The sequence below is a fragment of the Anaerosolibacter carboniphilus genome (assembly GCF_014205875.1).
GTDB lineage: Bacteria > Bacillota > Clostridia > Peptostreptococcales > Thermotaleaceae > Anaerosolibacter > Anaerosolibacter carboniphilus.
The window spans coordinates 1-18,625 of record NZ_JACHEN010000035.1 but is presented as its reverse complement, the minus strand read 5'-3'; the positions used below and the strand labels follow the sequence as shown (position 1 = coordinate 18,625).

General features: G+C 37.4%; 18 protein-coding genes and 1 other annotated feature. Of the genes, 13 read left to right on the top strand and 5 right to left on the bottom strand.

All coding sequences use genetic code 11. The features are described from left to right. Positions 1 to 8: 8 nt before the first annotated feature. Positions 9 to 1,445 (bottom strand): rhomboid family intramembrane serine protease, encoded by a 1,437-nt coding sequence (locus HNQ80_RS21450; RefSeq protein WP_184312735.1) that lies wholly within the window; start codon positions 1,443 to 1,445, stop codon positions 9 to 11. Positions 1,446 to 1,570: 125 nt separating this feature from the next. Continuing rightward, positions 1,571 to 1,784, top strand: a binding site (T-box leader). Between the two features lie 48 nt (positions 1,785 to 1,832). Between HNQ80_RS21450 and argS the strand changes: the two genes are divergently transcribed. Together argS and HNQ80_RS21440 are read left to right on the top strand one after the other, a co-directional pair. Then, positions 1,833 to 3,533 carry an arginine--tRNA ligase gene (gene argS, locus HNQ80_RS21445; protein ID WP_184312734.1) on the top strand — a complete coding sequence of 567 codons (1,701 nt, stop codon included), beginning with the start codon at positions 1,833 to 1,835 and terminating at the stop codon, positions 3,531 to 3,533. Between the two features lie 67 nt (positions 3,534 to 3,600). Then, entirely contained in the window at positions 3,601 to 4,470 is an 870-nt protein-coding gene (locus tag HNQ80_RS21440; protein ID WP_184312733.1) for a radical SAM protein, read from the top strand. An 86-nt stretch (positions 4,471 to 4,556) separates the two neighbouring features. On the opposite strand, the gene HNQ80_RS21435 is transcribed toward HNQ80_RS21440, so the two are convergent. From HNQ80_RS21435 to HNQ80_RS21425, 3 genes are all read right to left on the bottom strand, one after another. After that, on the bottom strand, positions 4,557 to 4,754 hold the full coding sequence (locus tag HNQ80_RS21435) for a hypothetical protein (protein ID WP_184312732.1): 198 nt from the start codon (positions 4,752 to 4,754) through the stop codon (positions 4,557 to 4,559). A gap of 143 nt (positions 4,755 to 4,897) precedes the next feature. Then, complete coding sequence (locus HNQ80_RS21430; RefSeq protein ID WP_184312731.1) at positions 4,898 to 5,389, bottom strand: hypothetical protein; 492 nt, start codon at positions 5,387 to 5,389, stop codon at positions 4,898 to 4,900. A gap of 107 nt (positions 5,390 to 5,496) precedes the next feature. Then, positions 5,497 to 6,096 carry a zinc dependent phospholipase C family protein gene (locus HNQ80_RS21425; protein ID WP_184312730.1) on the bottom strand — a complete coding sequence of 200 codons (600 nt, stop codon included), beginning with the start codon at positions 6,094 to 6,096 and terminating at the stop codon, positions 5,497 to 5,499. 211 nt (positions 6,097 to 6,307) lie between these two features. Here HNQ80_RS21425 and HNQ80_RS21420 point away from each other — a divergent pair, with 211 nt between their 5' ends. From HNQ80_RS21420 to HNQ80_RS21410, 3 genes are all read left to right on the top strand, one after another. Next, positions 6,308 to 6,802, top strand: coding sequence for an amidase domain-containing protein (locus HNQ80_RS21420; protein ID WP_184312729.1), 495 nt, complete (start codon positions 6,308 to 6,310; stop codon positions 6,800 to 6,802). Positions 6,803 to 6,910: 108 nt separating this feature from the next. Then, positions 6,911 to 8,674, top strand: coding sequence for a B12-binding domain-containing radical SAM protein (locus HNQ80_RS21415; protein WP_184312728.1), 1,764 nt, complete (start codon positions 6,911 to 6,913; stop codon positions 8,672 to 8,674). A gap of 5 nt (positions 8,675 to 8,679) precedes the next feature. Beyond that, positions 8,680 to 9,435 (top strand): hypothetical protein, encoded by a 756-nt coding sequence (locus HNQ80_RS21410; RefSeq protein WP_184312727.1) that lies wholly within the window; start codon positions 8,680 to 8,682, stop codon positions 9,433 to 9,435. Between the two features lie 48 nt (positions 9,436 to 9,483). Here HNQ80_RS21410 and HNQ80_RS21405 read toward each other — a convergent pair whose 3' ends face one another. Continuing rightward, positions 9,484 to 9,711: a DUF3892 domain-containing protein gene (locus HNQ80_RS21405; protein ID WP_184312726.1), complete on the bottom strand. Its 228-nt coding sequence runs from the start codon at positions 9,709 to 9,711 to the stop codon at positions 9,484 to 9,486. Between the two features lie 137 nt (positions 9,712 to 9,848). Between HNQ80_RS21405 and HNQ80_RS21400 the strand changes: the two genes are divergently transcribed. From HNQ80_RS21400 to cuyB, 8 genes are all read left to right on the top strand, one after another. Continuing rightward, entirely contained in the window at positions 9,849 to 11,057 is a 1,209-nt protein-coding gene (locus HNQ80_RS21400; protein ID WP_184312725.1) for an MFS transporter, read from the top strand. Between the two features lie 120 nt (positions 11,058 to 11,177). Further along, a complete protein-coding gene (locus HNQ80_RS21395) occupies positions 11,178 to 11,963 on the top strand; it encodes an NAD(+)/NADH kinase (protein ID WP_207727142.1) in 786 nt (261 codons plus the stop codon). 30 nt (positions 11,964 to 11,993) lie between these two features. Then, positions 11,994 to 12,479, top strand: a complete 486-nt coding sequence (locus tag HNQ80_RS21390) for a GNAT family N-acetyltransferase (RefSeq protein WP_184312723.1) — start codon at positions 11,994 to 11,996, stop codon at positions 12,477 to 12,479. A 100-nt stretch (positions 12,480 to 12,579) separates the two neighbouring features. Then, a complete protein-coding gene (locus HNQ80_RS21385; RefSeq protein WP_184312722.1) occupies positions 12,580 to 13,701 on the top strand; it encodes a tetratricopeptide repeat protein in 1,122 nt (373 codons plus the stop codon). Between the two features lie 191 nt (positions 13,702 to 13,892). After that, positions 13,893 to 14,801, top strand: coding sequence for a bifunctional enoyl-CoA hydratase/phosphate acetyltransferase (locus tag HNQ80_RS21380; protein WP_184312721.1), 909 nt, complete (start codon positions 13,893 to 13,895; stop codon positions 14,799 to 14,801). A gap of 34 nt (positions 14,802 to 14,835) precedes the next feature. Next, positions 14,836 to 16,611, top strand: a complete 1,776-nt coding sequence (gene iorA, locus HNQ80_RS21375; RefSeq protein WP_184312720.1) for an indolepyruvate ferredoxin oxidoreductase subunit alpha — start codon at positions 14,836 to 14,838, stop codon at positions 16,609 to 16,611. Between the two features lies 1 nt (position 16,612). Next, positions 16,613 to 17,188, top strand: coding sequence for an indolepyruvate oxidoreductase subunit beta (locus HNQ80_RS21370; protein ID WP_184312719.1), 576 nt, complete (start codon positions 16,613 to 16,615; stop codon positions 17,186 to 17,188). A gap of 143 nt (positions 17,189 to 17,331) precedes the next feature. Continuing rightward, entirely contained in the window at positions 17,332 to 18,033 is a 702-nt protein-coding gene (gene cuyB / locus HNQ80_RS21365) for a cysteate racemase (protein WP_184312718.1), read from the top strand. The last annotated feature ends 592 nt before the right edge of the window (positions 18,034 to 18,625 follow it).

Here is an 18,625-nt window from a genome sequence, read left to right as displayed (position 1 = left end):
TGATTGTTCTATTGCTGAATACGAATGAGTTCTTGTAAGAATTCCTGAGCCTTATCATCTTTGGGATCAAGAGAAATAGCTTGATTCAGATATTCTATAGCAGTTGGAATATCACCTTTTCGATAATGAACATAGGCGAGATTATAGTAGAATTCTCCTACTTCAGGATTTAAGGATACACCTTTCTCAAGATAGGATTGACCCTCTGTAATGTGGTCTTGCTGAAGCTCCTTTACACCTTTATACCAATAATATTCCCATGTACTCTGCTGTATTTTTACACCCGTTAGCAAGGAACCCACGATCAAAAGCATGATAAGCATCTGAGGAACTATATGTTTTTTTTGGAGAAGTTTCTCTTTATGGAGTCCTAGGGCCCAACTGGATAAGTAACCACCTAAAAAACCTCCTAAATGGGCAAAGTTATCGATACCAGGAACTGTAAGACCAAAAATAATATTGATTACCAGCATTGATACAAGATTCAGACCATATCGTGCTGAAAAGATAGCAGGTCTGCGTACACCAAAGTACATATAGGCGCCTATAAGACCAAAGATGGCACCAGATGCCCCAGCAGAAACGGCATGACTGAATAAGAAGCTGCCAAGACTGCCAAAAAGTCCTGCTAATACGTAAATGATAAGAAACTTAAATGTACCATAAATAGCCTCCACATCTTTTCCCAACATATATAATGCATAGCTATTAAACATCAAATGAGGACTACCAATATGAAGAAACATGCTGGTAAACAGACGGTAATATTCACCTGCTGCAATGAGCGGGTTATATTTTGCGCCAAAGGCGATTAAGTATTCAGAATCTGTAGTGCTTCCAGTAATGGACATATAAATGAAAATTAGAACATTGATAGCTAAGAGCACATTTGTAAAATAGAATCTTTTTTTAGGGAAGAAATAACCCTTTGTCTGTTTTGTCGTTCTCTCTATGTCCAACAAATCGATGCTATCCAAATTTTCAACAGGGACCTGGGGAAGCCATGTCTGGATGGATGGAAGAATATTTTCATCATCCTCAAAGTTTGACTGGTGATAAATAACTTGCAGAGTAGATAAGTCTAGCACAATGAGATGAAAGTTGACCTTCTCTTCTGAAATCCATTGATGAAGCTCTTTTAATTGATTCAGTTGTTCCTCATGTTCGATTTGTTCGACCAGTAGAATTTTATAAAAAAATAGCTTTTTATAACGATTGCGTAATTGAATCTCCTTAATGGATGGATAAATCCTATTCTTCTGATGTTCCAGAGGACTCTGCAGAAATTCAGGGTCATCAATAAACTCTATAAAAAATTCTTTAAACCATAACTGCTTATGCAGCACAATATCAGTAATGGCTTCGATGGAACCATACGGATAGAGAAAAAACTCTTTTCGTTCTATAAAGGATTTCATTAATAGCGCGGTTGTTTTTACAAGCAAGAAAAACCCTCCAAATTTTGTATTTATTCTATTGTAACACATAGAAGCTAGGGAAAATGAAAAAAGCTTATAAAAAAACTTGATTTGGTAAAAAATATATGATACATTAATACTCAATAATGAGATATAAATCTGTGATGAGGACAGTAGATCTGGGCATAGTATTTTAGCGAGTCGGAGTTGGTGGAAGTCCGATATACAGCTTTGATTGAAGCGCACCTCGGAGATTTTTACTGAAAGCCAGTAGGTAAAACGGATACCCACCGTTAACGGGGTGTAGAGTGGATACAATTTGTATCAATAAGAGTGGTAACACGGGATATAACTCTCGTCTCTTGCATAAAGGAGATGGGGGTTTTTTTATTTTATTTTTGGAGGAGATAGAATATGATTAACTTTAAAAAGGAAATTGCGCAAGCCCTCGTAGATAAAACAGGGCAGTTGGAGTTTAACCAAGTAATGGAGATGATTGAGATTCCACCAAATCCACAGATGGGAGACTTTGCTTTTCCCTGTTTCAAATTGGCAAAGGAGTTTAGAAAGTCTCCAAATCTCATTGCTCAGGAAATTGCGGAAAAGCTAGGAGATATCGAACTGTTTGAGAAAGTTGAAAATGCAGCTGCCTATGTAAATTTCTTTATTAACAAAAGCATCTTTGCTCAATCCGTCATTGGGGAGGTGTTTGATAAAAAAGAGAAATTTGGCGCATCAGATATGGGTGAGAACAAGAAGGTAATTGTGGAATACTCTTCACCAAACATTGCAAAGCCATTCCACATCGGGCATATCCGAACGACCGTGATCGGTCATGCCATCGCCAATATCTTTGAGTATCTTGGATATGATGTGGTTACAATCAATCATCTTGGAGATTATGGAACACAGTTCGGTAAACTAATTGTTGCCTTTAATAATTGGGGAGATGCAAAGGAAGTTGAAGCAGAACCGATTCCTGCGTTATTAAAGCTTTATGTGAAATTCCATGAAGAGGCTGAGAAAAGACCAGAACTGGAGGATGAGGCAAGAGCGTGGTTTAAGAAGCTAGAGGATGGGGATGAAGAAGCACTGAAATTGTGGCAATGGTTCAGAGATGAGAGCCTGAAGGAATTTGGTCGAGTATATGATATGCTAGGCATCAAGTTTGATTCTTATGCGGGGGAAAGCTTTTATTCCGATAAAATGCCAAGGGTGTTGGAACTGATGGAGGGAAAAGGGCTGTTGAAGGAGTCTAAAGGAGCAGAGATTGTGGATCTAGAGCCCCATGGAATGCCGCCGGCCTTGATTCGAAAAAGTGATGGTTCTACCCTTTATATCACAAGGGATATTGCGGCTGCTATCTATCGAAAGGAACATTATGATTTCTATAAAAACGTATATGTAGTAGGATCTCAGCAAATCCTTCACTTCCAGCAATGGATGAAGATCATTGAGCTCATGGGAAATGAATGGGCTAAGGACTGTGTTCACGTGCCTTTTGGTATGGTTAGCCTTGAAGAGGGTACTATGTCTACAAGAAAGGGAAGAGTTGTATTCCTTGAGGATGTTCTTAATAAGGCTGTGGAGCAAACGAAAGAAATCATCAGTGCAAAAAATCCAAATCTTGAGAACAAAGATGAGGTGGCGAAGCAAGTCGGAATTGGTGCTGTCGTATTCCAAGAACTATCGAATAGTCGAATCAAGGATTATGTATTCTCTTGGGATAAAACTTTATCTTTTGATGGCGAGACAGGACCTTATGTTCAATATACCCATGCGCGAGCAGCAAGTATATTGCGAAAGGCTGAAGTAGAAGTAAATACAAAGGTTGACTATAGTTTGTTAGCCAATGAAGATGCAATGAACTTGGTGAGATTGATTCAGCAGTTCCCGACCATTGTTGAAGATGCGGCAAGAAAATATGAGCCTGCCATCATTTCAAGGCATATTGTAGATATTGCTCAGGGATTCAATAAGTTCTATCATGATTGTCCGATTATTGTGGAAGACAAAGCCCTACAGAAGTCAAGAGTTGCCCTAGTTTATGCAGTAAAACAAACGATTCAGAATGGATTGGCACTCCTTGGTGTTGCGGCTCCAGAGAAAATGTAAGTATATTCAGTAGTCAGCTGGCTTTTGTCAGCTGACTACTTCCACTATAAACAGAGGAGTGAGTAACATGCGCTATGAAGGAACGATATACAGACCGCCCAGTGAGGCCTATAGCTTGATTGTTCAAGTAACCATAGGGTGTTCCCATAATCAATGCACTTTTTGCAGCATGTATAAGGGAAAGAAATTTAGGATTCGACCAGTTCATGAAGTTATAAGAGATTTAGAAACTGCAAGGGGCCATTATAAGTCTGTAAAAAGAGTATTTTTGGCTGACGGCAATGCTTTGGTGTTGAGAACTGAGGACTTAAAAGTGATTCTCATGAGAATACATGAATTGTTTCCTGAGTGTGAACGCGTTGGCATTTATAGCGCGCCGAAGGATATACTCAGAAAAAGCAAAGAGGAATTAAAGACACTAAAGGAACTGGGGTTAGGCATTGCCTATTTGGGAATCGAATCGGGCAGTAACGAAATACTGAAAGCCATAAAAAAAGGTGTAACATCGGAAGAAATGATTGAGGCTGGAAGAAAAATTATTGAATCGGGCATTGCCCTATCAGCAACTGTCATCTCAGGCTTGGGCGGTATAGAAAAGTGGAGGGAGCATGCCATTGAATCAGCCCATGTCATCAATGCTATTAATCCTCAATATTTAGGATTGTTAACGCTGCTGATTGAAGAAGGAACTGAACTATACAATCAAGTCCAAGAGGGCACATTCCAGCTGTTAACCCCCGAAGAAATCATGAGGGAAACCCATCTATTTATTGGGGGACTTCAAGTGGGGAATTGTATGCTCCGAAGCAATCATCCATCGAATTATGTCTCCTTACATGGCATTTTGCCTCAAGATCAAAGAAAGTTGCTGTTCTGCCTTGAAAAAGCAATGGAGAACGGGGAAGACTATAGAGATGAATTTTTTAGAAGGTTATAGTAGCACCGTTTAAAATAGAAATCACAGCCACCTTCAGGGGGCTGTGATTATTATTTTGTTTAAAATCAGTTTAAGCAAAATAAATTTTACTTTTTCTGAAGGTACAATAAAAATTCTTCTTCTGTTGTTTCAGCTAACTCGCTCAACTGTTTTACAATACTATTTTTAAGACTAATGAAGGAAGGGATATTTGTATTTTCACCTGTATATTCAAGGGCCTTAATAATCATTAACATATCTGTCTTGGAAATCTCTTGAATCGATATTCTGTCAAACTGTTCCATATAAACCACCTTTCTTACTTAAGCATGTTATATTCAAATATTCGATAAAAATCGCCTAAAACCTTCAAGAAATGATAAAATGTTTTACAAAATATATTCCAAATGTATCCAAACAAAAGAGTAAGGAAATGACTATCATCTCCTTACTCTCGAAGGCTATCAGGATCTTTTTTATAATAAACACGATCGCTCCGATTTTTAATTTGTTGAATTAGATCTACCACATGATTGATTTCTTCTTTCATCAAGGTTAGGTCTTCCCGATCGATATTATAGTACAGATATAAGTCTTCGAAATATCGTACAATATCGGTTAGATCTCGATCAATAGCCACGAAATCATTAAAATTCTTACTCTTCATTGCATTTTTAAATTGGTCTATATCAAATTTTATAAGAGTAACAATTTCTTCTTCTGTAGGATATACTCCAACGATGAGCAAATATGGTTTGATACGTTCTAGTAAATAGGTATCATCAGGATTAACATGATAGATATATTCAATGTTCAGATTATCAATCGTATATTTTACATAAAACTTGATTCCTTGAACATTGATTACCTGTGCCCCGATCTTGCGCAGTTCCTCCATACAGAATGTATGCCTAAGCTGTTTTGAAGACATAATTGCCATATTGAGCTACCCCCTAAAACCATCTTTTATCTATTATACCATATTTTTCAAAGAAATTTTATGCTTTGATAGAAATTTATTTTATATGGGATAGTTCTAGGTATTGCTTAGGCCACCTTTTCGGAAAGTGATTGTCTTTTTGATTGCAGTGCATTGTGCAGTATGAAATGAGTAATCGATGCTGTAGCCTTTAATGAATAATAGATATCATTTTCAAAGCCGTGCCCATTGTTTATATACATGCCCATTAAGTCTTGAAAAATATCATGGATTGTCATAAGACCTTGATTCATTGTACAAGTATATTTAGTCAATCTTGTGGGAAGGTGATAAGCATTTTTAAAATGACCATGAAGAGCATTTTCATAAATCAGATGCTCTAATAGATTGTTCCTGAATTGTTGTTTATTGTTATGAGCCTGACAGAAAAAATCAGCGATGAAATGGGTAGTCACACCTAATTGGATAGACAAATCCTTGATGCCTGTTGTGGTTAGAGAAATTGGCGTTGAGGCAAGTCGATAGATTTCGTTACAAAGAAAATCTAAAGACTCATCAGGGTAGTGGGAAATTTTCATCAGCCTAGGTGTGAGGTCAGGTTTAATACTCCCATAAATTAAATAGTTTTTACTTAAGGTAATTCCCCAGTGTTTTTGAATATTGTTGTGAAGATACTCGGAGATCATTTTATGACTTTGGATCAACAAGAGACCACAACCTTTCACGGATGATCTGAAACAAATTATTTACACTATCATTTTCCCATGGAGATGGAAGGGATGAAATGTAACTTCTGTTATGATTATGTTAAAAAACAATTAACAGAATTGTTTACAATAAGAGGTCATTTTGAAAGATATATTAATAAACATATATAGTATAAGGAATAACCTAGAAGCAAGATGAAGGAGTGATAGAATGATTTATCCATATAACCGTGAAGCAGCAGTTGCCTATGCTCGGAAATGGGCGATGGGTCGAAATCCTCGTTATGGCGATTTTGAAAAGATGGGTGGAGATTGTACAAATTTTGCTTCTCAAGTACTCCATGCAGGAGGATGTTTCATGAACTACAGTCCGTATGGATGGTATTATCGAAGCATAAATGATCGTTCTCCTGCCTGGACCAGTGTAAAGTATCTCTATCAATTTTTGATGTATAACAAATCCGCAGGACCTGTGATAGAGGAAACGGATATATATGGGATTGAGGTGGGGGATTTAATTCAACTGGACTTTGAAGATGATGGGATATACAACCATACTCCTGTGGTGGTGAATGTGTTGCCAGGAGGACGGAGCTTAGAAAAAATATTGATTGCAGCCCATACCATTGACCGTATTGATTATCCTGTATCTAATTATGCCTTTAAAAAAATACGCTTCCTGCATGTTTTAGGCTATAGGAGATAGGAAAGATCCTATCTCTTGGTATTTATTGGTGTACTTTGTGTTATAATGTGTTTAAAAGCTTGGATAATCGTTGAAAATATAAGACAAAGGAATGGAAGGATTAAAAACATGAGAATACTGCTGACGACACTGCATTCAAAATACATTCACTCATCTTTGGCATTACAATATTTAAGAAACTATTGTCAAAATATGGTGGAAAATATAGACATTAAAGAATATACAATTAATCATGATTTGGATTATGTGCTGTCTGAAATCTATAAGGGAAAACATGAGATCGTATGCTTTTCCTGTTATATTTGGAATATTGCTCAAACGATGAGTATCGCAAGAAATTTGAAGAAAATTAATCCAAAGATCACAATTATCCTAGGTGGGCCAGAGGTAAGTTTTGATGCCCAGGAGCTTTTGCAGATGAATCCGTTTGTTGACTACATTGTTATGGGTGAAGGGGAAGTTACATTTAAAGAGTTATTAAGTTATTTAACGAAAAGGCAGGGAGATTTAAGAACAATTCAAGGGATCGCATATCGTATGAATGAATCGATTTTTATGACTGAAGAAAGACGATTGATGCAAGAACTTGATACAATATCATCACCCTTTGCCAATGGACTGGAGGGATATGATAACAGGATTATTTATTATGAAAGCTCTAGGGGATGCCCTCATAATTGCAGATATTGCCTCTCATCGACCATAAAAGGCGTTAGGTTTTTCTCTATAGATCGCGTTAAGAAGGACATGGATATTTTCCTGTCTGCGCGGGTGAAACAAGTAAAATTTGTGGACAGAACCTTCAATGCAAAGAAATCACATTGTTTAGAAATTATGAAGTATCTCCATAGAAATGACAATGGTATAACAAATTTCCATTTTGAAATCACAGCAGATTTGTTGGATGAGGAAATATTAGATTTTCTATCAAGCGTCAGGGAAGGCTTGTTTCAATTTGAGGTGGGAGTGCAGACGACCTACGATATGACCATGGAGGCCATTGATCGTAAGGTGGATTTTGGTAAATTAAGTCAGACCGTAAAGATAATCGCTGGATATAAGAATATTCATCTCCATCTAGATTTGATTGCAGGCTTACCTTATGAAACATTCCAACGATTTAGATTGTCCTTTGATGAGGTTTATCATTTAAAGCCTGAGAAATTACAATTAGGATTTCTGAAGCTATTAAAGGGATCAGGAATTAGGCAGGATGAAAAACTCCATGAATACACTTATCGGGAGGAGCCACCCTATGAAGTACTGGGCAATCGCTATATAACCTATGAAGAAATGCTTCATATAAAGATGATGGAGGAAATGGTAGAGCATTATTATAATACCCATGGATTTGATCATGGCATCGAATTCATTCTTAATCGTTTCTACGATAGTCCAGCAAGTTTTTATTTAGATTTAGGTCAATTCTGGGAAGCAAGAGGATATCATCATACCGCCCATGGAAGAAACGCTTTGTATGAAATATTATTGAATTTTTATACTGAGAAGAAATGGGATGAATTGGACTATTTCTGCGAACTCCTAAAGCTTGATTATTTGAAACAAGGGAAAAGTACAGTTCCCCATTTCTTTCATCCAATAGACGAAGAAGGGTTTAGGAATAAAATACACCAGTTTCTGCAAGACCAAGGCAATGTGATAAAATACCTACCGCAATATGAAGGATTACCTGCGAAGCAGATCATCAAAAAAGTGCACTTTGAAAGCTTTCGATATGATGTTTTGAGGAGTTTTGAAGAGAAAGAGAAAACACCTGTAGAAAAGGAGCCTACAATATTGCTCTTTGATTATGAATTGGATCATAAGGTGTTTGCAAAGTCCAAGGTTTATAAAATTGATTTGGAGGGGTGAAGACATTGAACATCATTCAAGATATTATTGGAGTAAATAAAGAAATTATACCTAAAGGTATAAAACTGACATTGAACAATTGGCCCATTATTTTTACAGGTTTTGTTTATGCAATAATCTTAGGCGTTTTATGGCGGGTGGCGTTTATGTTCTCAATTTTAGCGGGAATCATTATTACCCTCGTGCAAGGGGCATTGTTCTCTAACTATCTTTACCTTATCGAAAACATTATTCGATATGGGAAAATCGACTTTGAGGATTTTAAAAATGGTTTTAAGGTATATACAGGAAAAATCTATGGAATCCTTGTGGTGATTTGGTTTGTCAATTATGGTGCAGGTTTGTTTCTAAGACCACTACTAAATATTCAACTGGGTTTTATTTCTCTTTGGACGATCCTTCTGATTGCAGCTTTTATTCTATTGAATTGTCTGCCAGAGGTGATCTATCAAAAGCATTGTCATGTGGCAGATAGTTTTACTTATTCTTTTGAATTTATAAAGGAAAATTGGTTAGACTGGCTTCTTCCCAATGTCATATTGCTAGGTGCCTTCGTTTGGCTGACTGGTTCTGGATTAAATCCTAGTGCTATACTAGGGAGAGGATTGTTTGCGCTATCTACCCAATCTATTATAGGATATGCGGTAGGCCAGCTGTTGCTTTCCTTTATTATGGTCTATAGAGGATTGCTGTTTAATATTCTTAGCACGACTTCTCGAAGAAAAAGAATGTTTATGCGAAATACATATAATAAAATGTAAGCAGGTGATCTATCGGGTCACCTGCTTACATTTTAAGAACTATATAAATTAAAATACAGGAAAGTCTTGAAGTTTTTCATGCTTACCTGAAGGCGAGATTGGCTCCAAATGCTCAATGCCTGTGGTAGGATCAAGCTCAACACGGACATTATCAATTAGTCCTGCTTTTGCCACATCCACGGCACGATCAATATCCAGGACGTTTCCATCCTTAAACTTTACGCTTTGAATACGGCCATCATGAAATTTTCTCACAGCCACAATTGTATGTTTCATTATATCACCTCTTAATTTCATTATCTGTAGACCCAGAAAAAATATGTGATACAAATTCAACATGAAATAGCATAAATAAGGAAAAAATAAAGAAGTATTTATGCAAAATATAAAGATATGAAATAGGGTGGAAAATAGTGATAAAGAACCAGTCTTTTAAAATGTTGGCGCTATCCTTTGTTCCCTTTATCATGGTTTTAGGAAATTCAATGCTTATTCCAGTACTGACAGACATAAAGAGGGAACTGAACATTACCAGTTTGGAAGCCAATTTAATTCTCAGTTATTTTTCTTTTTCAGCAGCACTGATCATCCCCTTTCTCGGATTTATCTCCGATAGAATTGGGCGTAAAAAAGTCATGATTCCGGCATTGATTCTATATGGCATTGGAGGACTCATATCAGGTTTTGCAAGTGTTTTCGCCCGAGAACCCTATAAGATAATTATATTGGGAAGAATTATTCAAGGTTTTGGGGCAGCCGGCACTTCTCCTATTGCTATGGCGCTGGTGAGCGATATGTTTTCCACGACGGAAAGAGGCAGAGCATTAGGCATTATAGAGGCATCCAATGGGATTGGAAAAGTTTTAAGCCCAATTTTAGGATCCCTTATTGCCATGATTGCTTGGTATTTTATATTTTTTTCCTATTCATTTCTAACGATACCCGTAGCTATTTTGATATGGTTTGTTATCAAAGAAGAGCGTAGTCATGCAGAACGAAAAAATCTTAGCATTTATTTCAGTGAAATATGGATGATTCTCAGAGCAAAAGGTCTTTCTTTGGTTGTGTGCTTATTTGGTGGTTTTGGTATTTTGTTTATCCTTTATGGTATTTTAGCAAATATTTCTGATATCCTTGGTGGAGAACTAAAAAGTAATCTTTTAAAGAGAGGTTTTATCGTTGCCCTGCCTGTAACAACCATGTCAATTGTATCCTATTGGCTCGGCGGGTATCTTCAACATAAAAGAGGAATTTATAAAAGGATGATTACTTACAGTTTTTTTGTATGTATAGTAGCATTGCTATGGATTCCCCATGGAAAATCATTTATGAGCAGACTGATTATACTAGAGATTATTGGAATTGTCACAGGAACAGCACTGACGGCCTTAAATACACTTGTGACCAGTTGTGCGCCACCAGGTAAGCGCGGCGTGATTACTGCAGTGTATAACAGCTGTCGTTTTTTAGGCATTGCCTTTGGACCTATCTATTTTAGCAATTTTTATGGTGCGAATTATAAGCTAATACTTTTTACGATCATGACTGGAGGCATGACACTTCTCGCCCAGCAATATTTGCAGGCTGACCGGATGTTGGAGTACTTTGGTGCAAAAAAATAAGTAAAAGCTATGATTCGGAAAAGGAATTTTGTACCATAATAAAGAATACATATCTAAAACCAGAAAATAGGTGATCGATTGAAACAGGTTTTGATACATCAGAATTACAAGCAAGAGAGTATGGCAGTCCGCAAACGCCTGGAGGAACAATTAAATCGAATTGGAATGGTTCTGGTAGAGGAAGATCCTGATGTGATTATCGTGATTGGCGGAGATGGTACCATGCTTAGTGCAATTCGTCAATATAAGCTTCTACAGAAGCCATTTGTTGGAATCAACACAGGAACTCTAGGATTCTTACCTACGATTACAATAGAGAACTTCGATAGGTTTATCAACGCTTTACATACAAAAGAATATGATATTCATCACTACCCTTTAATCAAAGTGCGCGCAAAAACCAACAGTGGGGAGTATATTGAAGAGTATGCCTTTAATGAGATTCTTATCAAGCACTTAGAGCCGAAACTCATGGAAGCCAAATTATTTATGAATGGGCGACCCTTTAATTATTTTACTGGAGATGGATTTATTATAACAACACCAATGGGTGCGACGGGATATGGCATTTGGGCAGGTGGTGTGGCTACCCATTCAGAACTGCCAGTATACCAGTTGATTCCCATTCATCCCAATGACAACAGCATCAATAGGCCGCTTAAAATGCCAATGATCATACCATTGGATACAAAAATGAAGTTTGAGATTATTAAATCATTGACTCGGGATATTATGATTGCCTATGATGGGGCAAAGTTAGGGAATCATTCTATTGCTGAAATTGAGATTTCCATAGCGAATATTGATGTGAAAGTTCTACGAATGGGTGAGTTTGACTATTTTGAGTATTTCAAGAAGAAGATTATTGATAAGGGTGAATTGAGAACTATTAATGAAGAATTATAATAGGACAATTAAGAAATAGGGGGACGAAAAATGGAGATCGTGTTCAGAGAAATGTTTTTAAACGATGTACCAAAGGTAGTCGATTTGTTTCAGGAATTGGCGATGGAAAAGGCGGAGGTTTCTTTTGCAGAGATTCTATCTGCAGATGAAATCAAAGATTGGTTAACAGATGAGGACGTATTTGTCTATGTAGCCTTAAGAGAAGAGGAATTGCTTGCTGTATTTAGAGGAATACGAGGAAAACAGAACAAAAATCATGCTGCATATTTAACAGCAGCAGTAGGAAAAAAGCATAGGGGATACAGATTGGCGAAGGATATAACCCTATATAGCCTTGAACGATTGAAGGAAGCAGGAATAAAGTTAGTGAGGACTTATGTATATAGTAACAATAGACCTTCTATCAATACAGTTTTGTCCTGTGGTTTTACTTTTGCAGGGTCTGTCTATCAGCATCATTATGACGAAGCATCGGGCATATATATAGATGACCTTATTTTTCATAAATTATTATAAAGTGTGAAGAAAATCCCACCGGTGGGATTTTCTTCACACTTTTTCTTCTATAAAATCTCTAAATAGGATATAATCGATAGGTGAATAGGAGGCGATCGATATGTTTCAACAAGTAGATAAATATTTAAAGAATCAGCTGGAGCGCATTGTGTTTATAGAACTGAAAGAAAATACACCGATGAAAAATGAACAATATAAAATGCTTAAAGGAATACCCGTACCTATATTGGTGAATGAGCTTGCTGAGATTGTAAAAAAGCAAGAGACAGAACAGACGATTTCTCTGGCTGCAATGGCTAGGGCTATGATCCTTTTGCTTGGCTTGGATAATCAGTTTAAGTACATACAGGAATATAAGGATTTCTTATATGCATTCGACGCTCACATTGAGGATTATATCGTTTATGAAGGCTTGAAGGCAGCTGATCAGAAAGAGTTCTATACTGCTTTGATTTATTTTAGAGCATTGATGCTATTCAATGAGGAGAATATTAATGGCTTATTCAACTATGCCAGATGTTGCCAGGATATCGCCTACCAGTCCCAAGAAAGAGATGTGGAACAAGACTTTTCCAATGAAGCTCACCAAGCTCTGGAGCTTTTGGTTGAACAACACCCTGATTTTGCCCTAGGCTATTATCATTTGGGATTCTATTATGCAAATCAGAGACTTTTTAAGAAGGCTCAGCTTACTTGGGAAAAAGCATTGAAGTTACAGATTGATGAAGAAAAAGAGAGGGAAATTCTTGTACAATTAGATAGCTTGAAAAATCACATCCAATATGAAGAAGGCTATAGTTTGATTTTAAATAATGAGCCTAAACGAGGATTAGAAAAATTGATACCATTGGAGGAAAAACATGCTGAATGGTGGAATCTTCTGTTCTTTATAGGACTGGGATATAGACAATTAAATCAGTATGATCAAGCCATTGAGTATTTCCTAAAAATACTTAGAATTAATCCTACCCAAGTAGATACATTAAATGAACTGGGCATCTGCTACGGATCTTTACAAGATTATATAAATGCTGAAAAATATTTGAAAAAGGCCCTTCAATTCAAGCCTGATGATAGTGAGATCTTATGCAATTTGGGCATGGTTTATATGGAGCAGGGAAATCTCAAATCAGCAAGAGAAGTATTCGAACAATCTATAAGGGAGAACCCTGAGGATGAGATAACCATTATGTGTTTAGCTAAGCTGAAATCCATGGAGTAATCATTGAAATGAATTAAATAAATTACCCCTTTATACTAGTATTCGGTTTTTAAGTATAGTATAATTATTCTGAATAAAACAGAATTTTTATACTATAAATGAATGCGTTCAACCTAAAAAGGGGTTTTTTTTGCCCTGATATTATTAAAAAATTGTAATCTTCAACAAAAATTTTACATGGGAGTGATAGTATGATAACAAATTTCCAAGAATTAATTCAGGTTGCTCAAAATCAGAAAACAATGAGATTGACAGTTGCTGCGGCCCAAGATGAAGAAGTATTAGTAGCTGTATGCAATGCTTCAGAGCTAGGTATCGTTGAGCCGATCTTAGTTGGCGATGTGGAAAAAATAAATGAAATAGCAATGGAACATCACTTAAATATCAGCGAATATCAAATCATAGACAAAAAAGATTTGGATGAAGCAGCGAGGACGGCAGTAGAACTTGTTAGCTCAGGGAAAGCAGATTTTGTTATGAAAGGTATTTTAGATACTTCAATCCTACTTAAGGCAGTATTAGATAAGGAAATTGGTCTAAGAACAGATAGCCAATTAAGCCATGTCATGGTATATGGTATGGAAAATTATCACAAGTTACTTTTCTTAACAGACGGAGGTATGAATATAGCACCGGGAATAGAGGAAAAGGTAAAAATCACAAAAAATGCAGTTCAAGTTGCAAAGGCCATGGGAATTGAGACTGTGAAAGTAGCCTGTTTGGCAGCAAAAGAAAAGGTGGACCCCAAAATGCAAGCTACGGTAGACGCCGACGAACTTAAGAAAATGAGTGAAGCGGGTGCTTTCGGACAGGGGGTTATTGTAGATGGGCCATTGGCTTTTGATTTAGCTATTTCAAAAGAGGCGGCTGAAATAAAGAAATTCAAAAGCGATGTGGCTGGAGATGCAGACATTCTTCTTGTGCCAGTCATTGAAGTGGGAAATGGCATTGGAAAGGCTTTAACCTATTTTGCCAATGCAGATTCTGCAGGTATTATCATGGGCGCAAAAGCGCCAGTGGTATTGGTTTCCCGGGCAGATACCCATGAAGCGAAACTGAATTCTATTGCATTGGGTAGTGTGATCGCTGCCAATCAGTAGATTTAATTGAATAAGATTGGGGAGAGTGTAAACAATGAAGATGTTTATGACAGGAAACGAAGCCATTGCACGAGGTGCATATGAAGCTGGCGTATCTTTTGCATCAGCTTATCCGGGTACGCCTAGCACAGAAATTTTAGAGAATATTGGACCCTATAAGGAACATATATATGCAGAATGGGCGCCAAATGAAAAGGTGGCCCTTGAAGTAGCTATTGGAGCTTCCATTGCAGGAGCAAGATCCCTTGCAGCTATGAAGCACGTAGGAGTAAACGTGGCGGCAGATCCATTGTTCACTTATGCCTATACGGGGGTGAATGGTGGATTCATCCTTGTATCTGCCGATGATCCAGGTATGCATAGCTCCCAGAATGAACAGGACAATCGATATTATGCAAAATTCTCTAAGGTTGCTATGCTTGAGCCAAGTGATAGTCAGGAAGCAAAAGATTTTGTTAAGATTGCTTTAGAAATTAGTGAGGAATTTGACACACCGATTCTATATAGGGTAACCACTAGAGTATGCCACAGTAAGGGTCTTGTGGAACTTGGGGATCGTGAAAATATAGGTATGAAGCCTTATACAAAGAATGTGCCCAAGTATGTTGCTACACCAGCCAACGGAAGGGTGCTTCATGTAAAGGTAGAAGAACGATTAAGAAAATTAGAGAATTTTAGTAATGAAACGGAGTTAAATCGAATTGAATGGAACGACAAAAAGATTGGCATCATTACCTCTGGAGTTGCCTATCAATATGCCAAAGAAGTTTTTGGCGATAATGTATCCTACCTAAAGATTGGGTTTACGTATCCACTGCCAATGAAGAAGATTAAGGAATTTGCTGATCAAGTAGAGACATTATATGTGATTGAGGAATTAGAGCCATATATGGAAGAACAAATAAAGGCAGCTGGTATCCCCTGTATTGGTAAGGATGTGATTCCTAGAATTGGCGAGCTGAATCCTGACATTATTGCTAAGGCAATCCTGGGAGAGTCAAGAGAGATCATTCAATATAGTGAAGCAGAGGTGGTAGGACGACCACCAACCTTGTGTGCAGGATGTCCCCACAGAGGCTTCTTCTATATGTTAACAAAAAAGAAGAATATTATGATTAGTGGAGATATCGGATGTTATACCCTGGGATCAGCTGAGCCGTTGAACGCTATGGATACGGTAATCTGTATGGGTGCCAGCATCAGTGCTGGACATGGTGCTCAGAAGGCTTTCCAATTTAATGGTATAGACAAGAGAGTGGTAAATGTAATCGGAGATTCTACATTCTTTCACTCTGGGGTAACCAGCTTAATGGATATCGTATACAATAGAGGTACGGCAGTAACAGTAATTCTTGATAATAGAATTACAGGCATGACTGGGCATCAGGAAAACCCTGGCACAGGATATACGCTACAGGGTGATAAGACCCATGCCATTCATATTCCTAAACTTTGCGAGGCTATAGGGGTAAAACCTGAAAATATTTATGTAATCAATCCTTTAGAACTAGAGGCTTGCAATAAAGCGATTGATACTGCCTTAAAAGCAACAGAACCGACCGTTATCATTACGGAGTGGCCTTGTGTACTGAAAAAACCATCACCTGAGGATATTGAGAAATTTGGTATGAAGAAGATTATTTGCAAGGTCGATGAAGCAAAATGCAAATCATGCCGGATTTGTACAAAAACAGGCTGCCCAGCCATTGCATTTGATGTAAAAGCTAACATAAATGCAGATATGTGTGAGGGTTGCGAAGTTTGTCTTCAAGCATGTCCTTTTGATGCGATTGAAAAGGTGGGTGAATAATATGTCTGACATTAAAAATATATTATTGGTTGGTGTAGGCGGACAGGGAATTATTTTGGCAAGTAAGTTGCTTTCTGAGGGCTTGATTAGTGCTGGTTATGATGTGAAAATGTCAGAGGTTCACGGTATGGCACAACGTGGTGGCAGCGTAACCACACAAGTTCGGTTTGGCAAGAAAGTATATTCTCCGATTATTGGAAAAGGTCAGGCAGATATTATTGTTTCTTTCGAAAAAATGGAGTCTTTAAGATGGCTGGATCACTTAAAGGTTGGAGGAAAAGTGGTTGTAAATGATTATGAGATTCCGTCAGCGCCGATTCTTGTAGGGACTGCAAAATATCCAACGACTGTGGTAGATATACTGAAAGAGAAAGCAAATACTACTGTGCTGAAAGCTGCAGACATAGCAAAGGAATTAGGGAATATGAAGACTATGAATGTTGTAATGGTTGGCGCGATGGCAAGAGCCATGGGCATAGATGAAGTGAACTGGGAAGCGGTTATTAGAAACAATGTGAAAGAACAGCTTGTAGACATTAATCTGGAAGCTTTCAGAAGAGGTATGGAACAACTATAAATTATGGCGGATACTGGATCATCAGTATCCGTTTTTTTATAGTATAGGAATACGATGAGTAAAAGAAGGGAATAGGCAGAATTTATAGAATATGATAAAATATTTTAAAATATCAGTATATATACAAAATAAGGGGGATGGAGATGACAGACTATACATTAGGGGTTCTCGGTGGCATGGGACCAGAAGCAACAGCCTATTTTTTTCAACACCTCATCAAGGCAACGCCTGCCCAGAAGGATTCTGATCATATCAAAACGATTATATATAGCAATCCTCAAATACCTGATAGGACACAGGCTATATTAGGGAAAGGAATAAGTCCTGTTGAAGAGATGAAGAAGACTGCACGAACCCTTGAGAAGCTTGGCGTAAATGGAATCTTTATTCCATGTGTGACAGCTCATTACTTCTTGGAAGAAGTGCAACAAAACATTCGTATTCCTATTTTAAGTTTACCTGAAATAGTACATCAATATTTAAAAGTACAACATAAGGATAAGGAACGGGTTGGGATACTATGCACCACTGGAACCAAGAATAGCGGCATATTAGACAGAACCCTAGACTCTTTTCAACTTATATATCCCGATGAATATCATCAAGAGAAGTATGTAATGGAAGCTGTCTATGGCACAATGGGGATTAAAGCAGGTTATGTCAGTGGTGAGCCTAGTGAGAGATTAAAAAAAGCGGCATATCATTTAAAAGAAAATGGGGCCCAAGTGATTATAATGGGATGTACGGAGATCCCCTTGGCTTTTCAGGAAGATTCTATTGATATTCCTGTGATCAATATAATGAAGATCGCTGCGGAGCATATTGTTGCAATGGTTTATAAATAGTACCTTCATATAAGGACTCTTATTAATCCTCCTATGTCTATCAGGAGGATTAATTTTGACTGATTTATATGTAGCTATTAATCAATCATAAATAGAGCAAATGTAATAAGGCATGAGATTATCCTATAAACTGAGACTGGTTTCCATAATATGGTCTATAATTCTTGCTTGACCAATGACGTTGAATGTGGTATATTGTTTTTCCGCCCCTTTTTAAGGGGTGAGGAACAGCAGCTAGGAAAAATTAGCAGTTGACTTAGGACAAGAAACATGATAAGATATGTTTTGTCGTCACGAAAAACAAGGTAATAAAAATTACCAGAGAAAAAGTGGTTGACAGAATATAAGAGTTATGATATAGTATTAAGAGTCGGCGGCACACGCTGACGGCAGGTTGAATAAACTTTGGTCTTTGAAAACTACACAGTGTAAGAATTAAGCCAGCATATATACGCTTAGCGTAACGCTGATTTTGAGCAACGGAAATTTCGAGAGTTTTACTCGAAGAAATTTCGTTGGCGACATGAGCGGTTGCGATGAGCATAACGCGAATTTTTTTATAGAGAGTTTGATCCTGGCTCAGGATGAACGC

Bases quoted from the DNA above. Each gene is read 5' to 3' on its own strand.
- argS (WP_184312734.1), top strand. From the start codon at position 1,833: ATGATTAACTTTAAAAAGGAAATTGCGCAAGCCCTCGTAGATAAAACA.
- HNQ80_RS21440 (WP_184312733.1), top strand. From the start codon at position 3,601: ATGCGCTATGAAGGAACGATATACAGACCGCCCAGTGAGGCCTATAGC.
- HNQ80_RS21435 (WP_184312732.1), bottom strand. From the start codon at position 4,754: ATGGAACAGTTTGACAGAATATCGATTCAAGAGATTTCCAAGACAGAT.
- HNQ80_RS21430 (WP_184312731.1), bottom strand. From the start codon at position 5,389: ATGGCAATTATGTCTTCAAAACAGCTTAGGCATACATTCTGTATGGAG.
- HNQ80_RS21420 (WP_184312729.1), top strand. From the start codon at position 6,308: ATGATTTATCCATATAACCGTGAAGCAGCAGTTGCCTATGCTCGGAAA.
- HNQ80_RS21415 (WP_184312728.1), top strand. From the start codon at position 6,911: ATGAGAATACTGCTGACGACACTGCATTCAAAATACATTCACTCATCT.
- HNQ80_RS21405 (WP_184312726.1), bottom strand. From the start codon at position 9,711: ATGAAACATACAATTGTGGCTGTGAGAAAATTTCATGATGGCCGTATT.
- HNQ80_RS21395 (WP_207727142.1), top strand. From the start codon at position 11,178: ATGGCAGTCCGCAAACGCCTGGAGGAACAATTAAATCGAATTGGAATG.
- HNQ80_RS21390 (WP_184312723.1), top strand. From the start codon at position 11,994: ATGGAGATCGTGTTCAGAGAAATGTTTTTAAACGATGTACCAAAGGTA.
- HNQ80_RS21385 (WP_184312722.1), top strand. From the start codon at position 12,580: ATGTTTCAACAAGTAGATAAATATTTAAAGAATCAGCTGGAGCGCATT.
- HNQ80_RS21380 (WP_184312721.1), top strand. From the start codon at position 13,893: ATGATAACAAATTTCCAAGAATTAATTCAGGTTGCTCAAAATCAGAAA.
- iorA (WP_184312720.1), top strand. From the start codon at position 14,836: ATGAAGATGTTTATGACAGGAAACGAAGCCATTGCACGAGGTGCATAT.
- HNQ80_RS21370 (WP_184312719.1), top strand. From the start codon at position 16,613: ATGTCTGACATTAAAAATATATTATTGGTTGGTGTAGGCGGACAGGGA.
- cuyB (WP_184312718.1), top strand. From the start codon at position 17,332: ATGACAGACTATACATTAGGGGTTCTCGGTGGCATGGGACCAGAAGCA.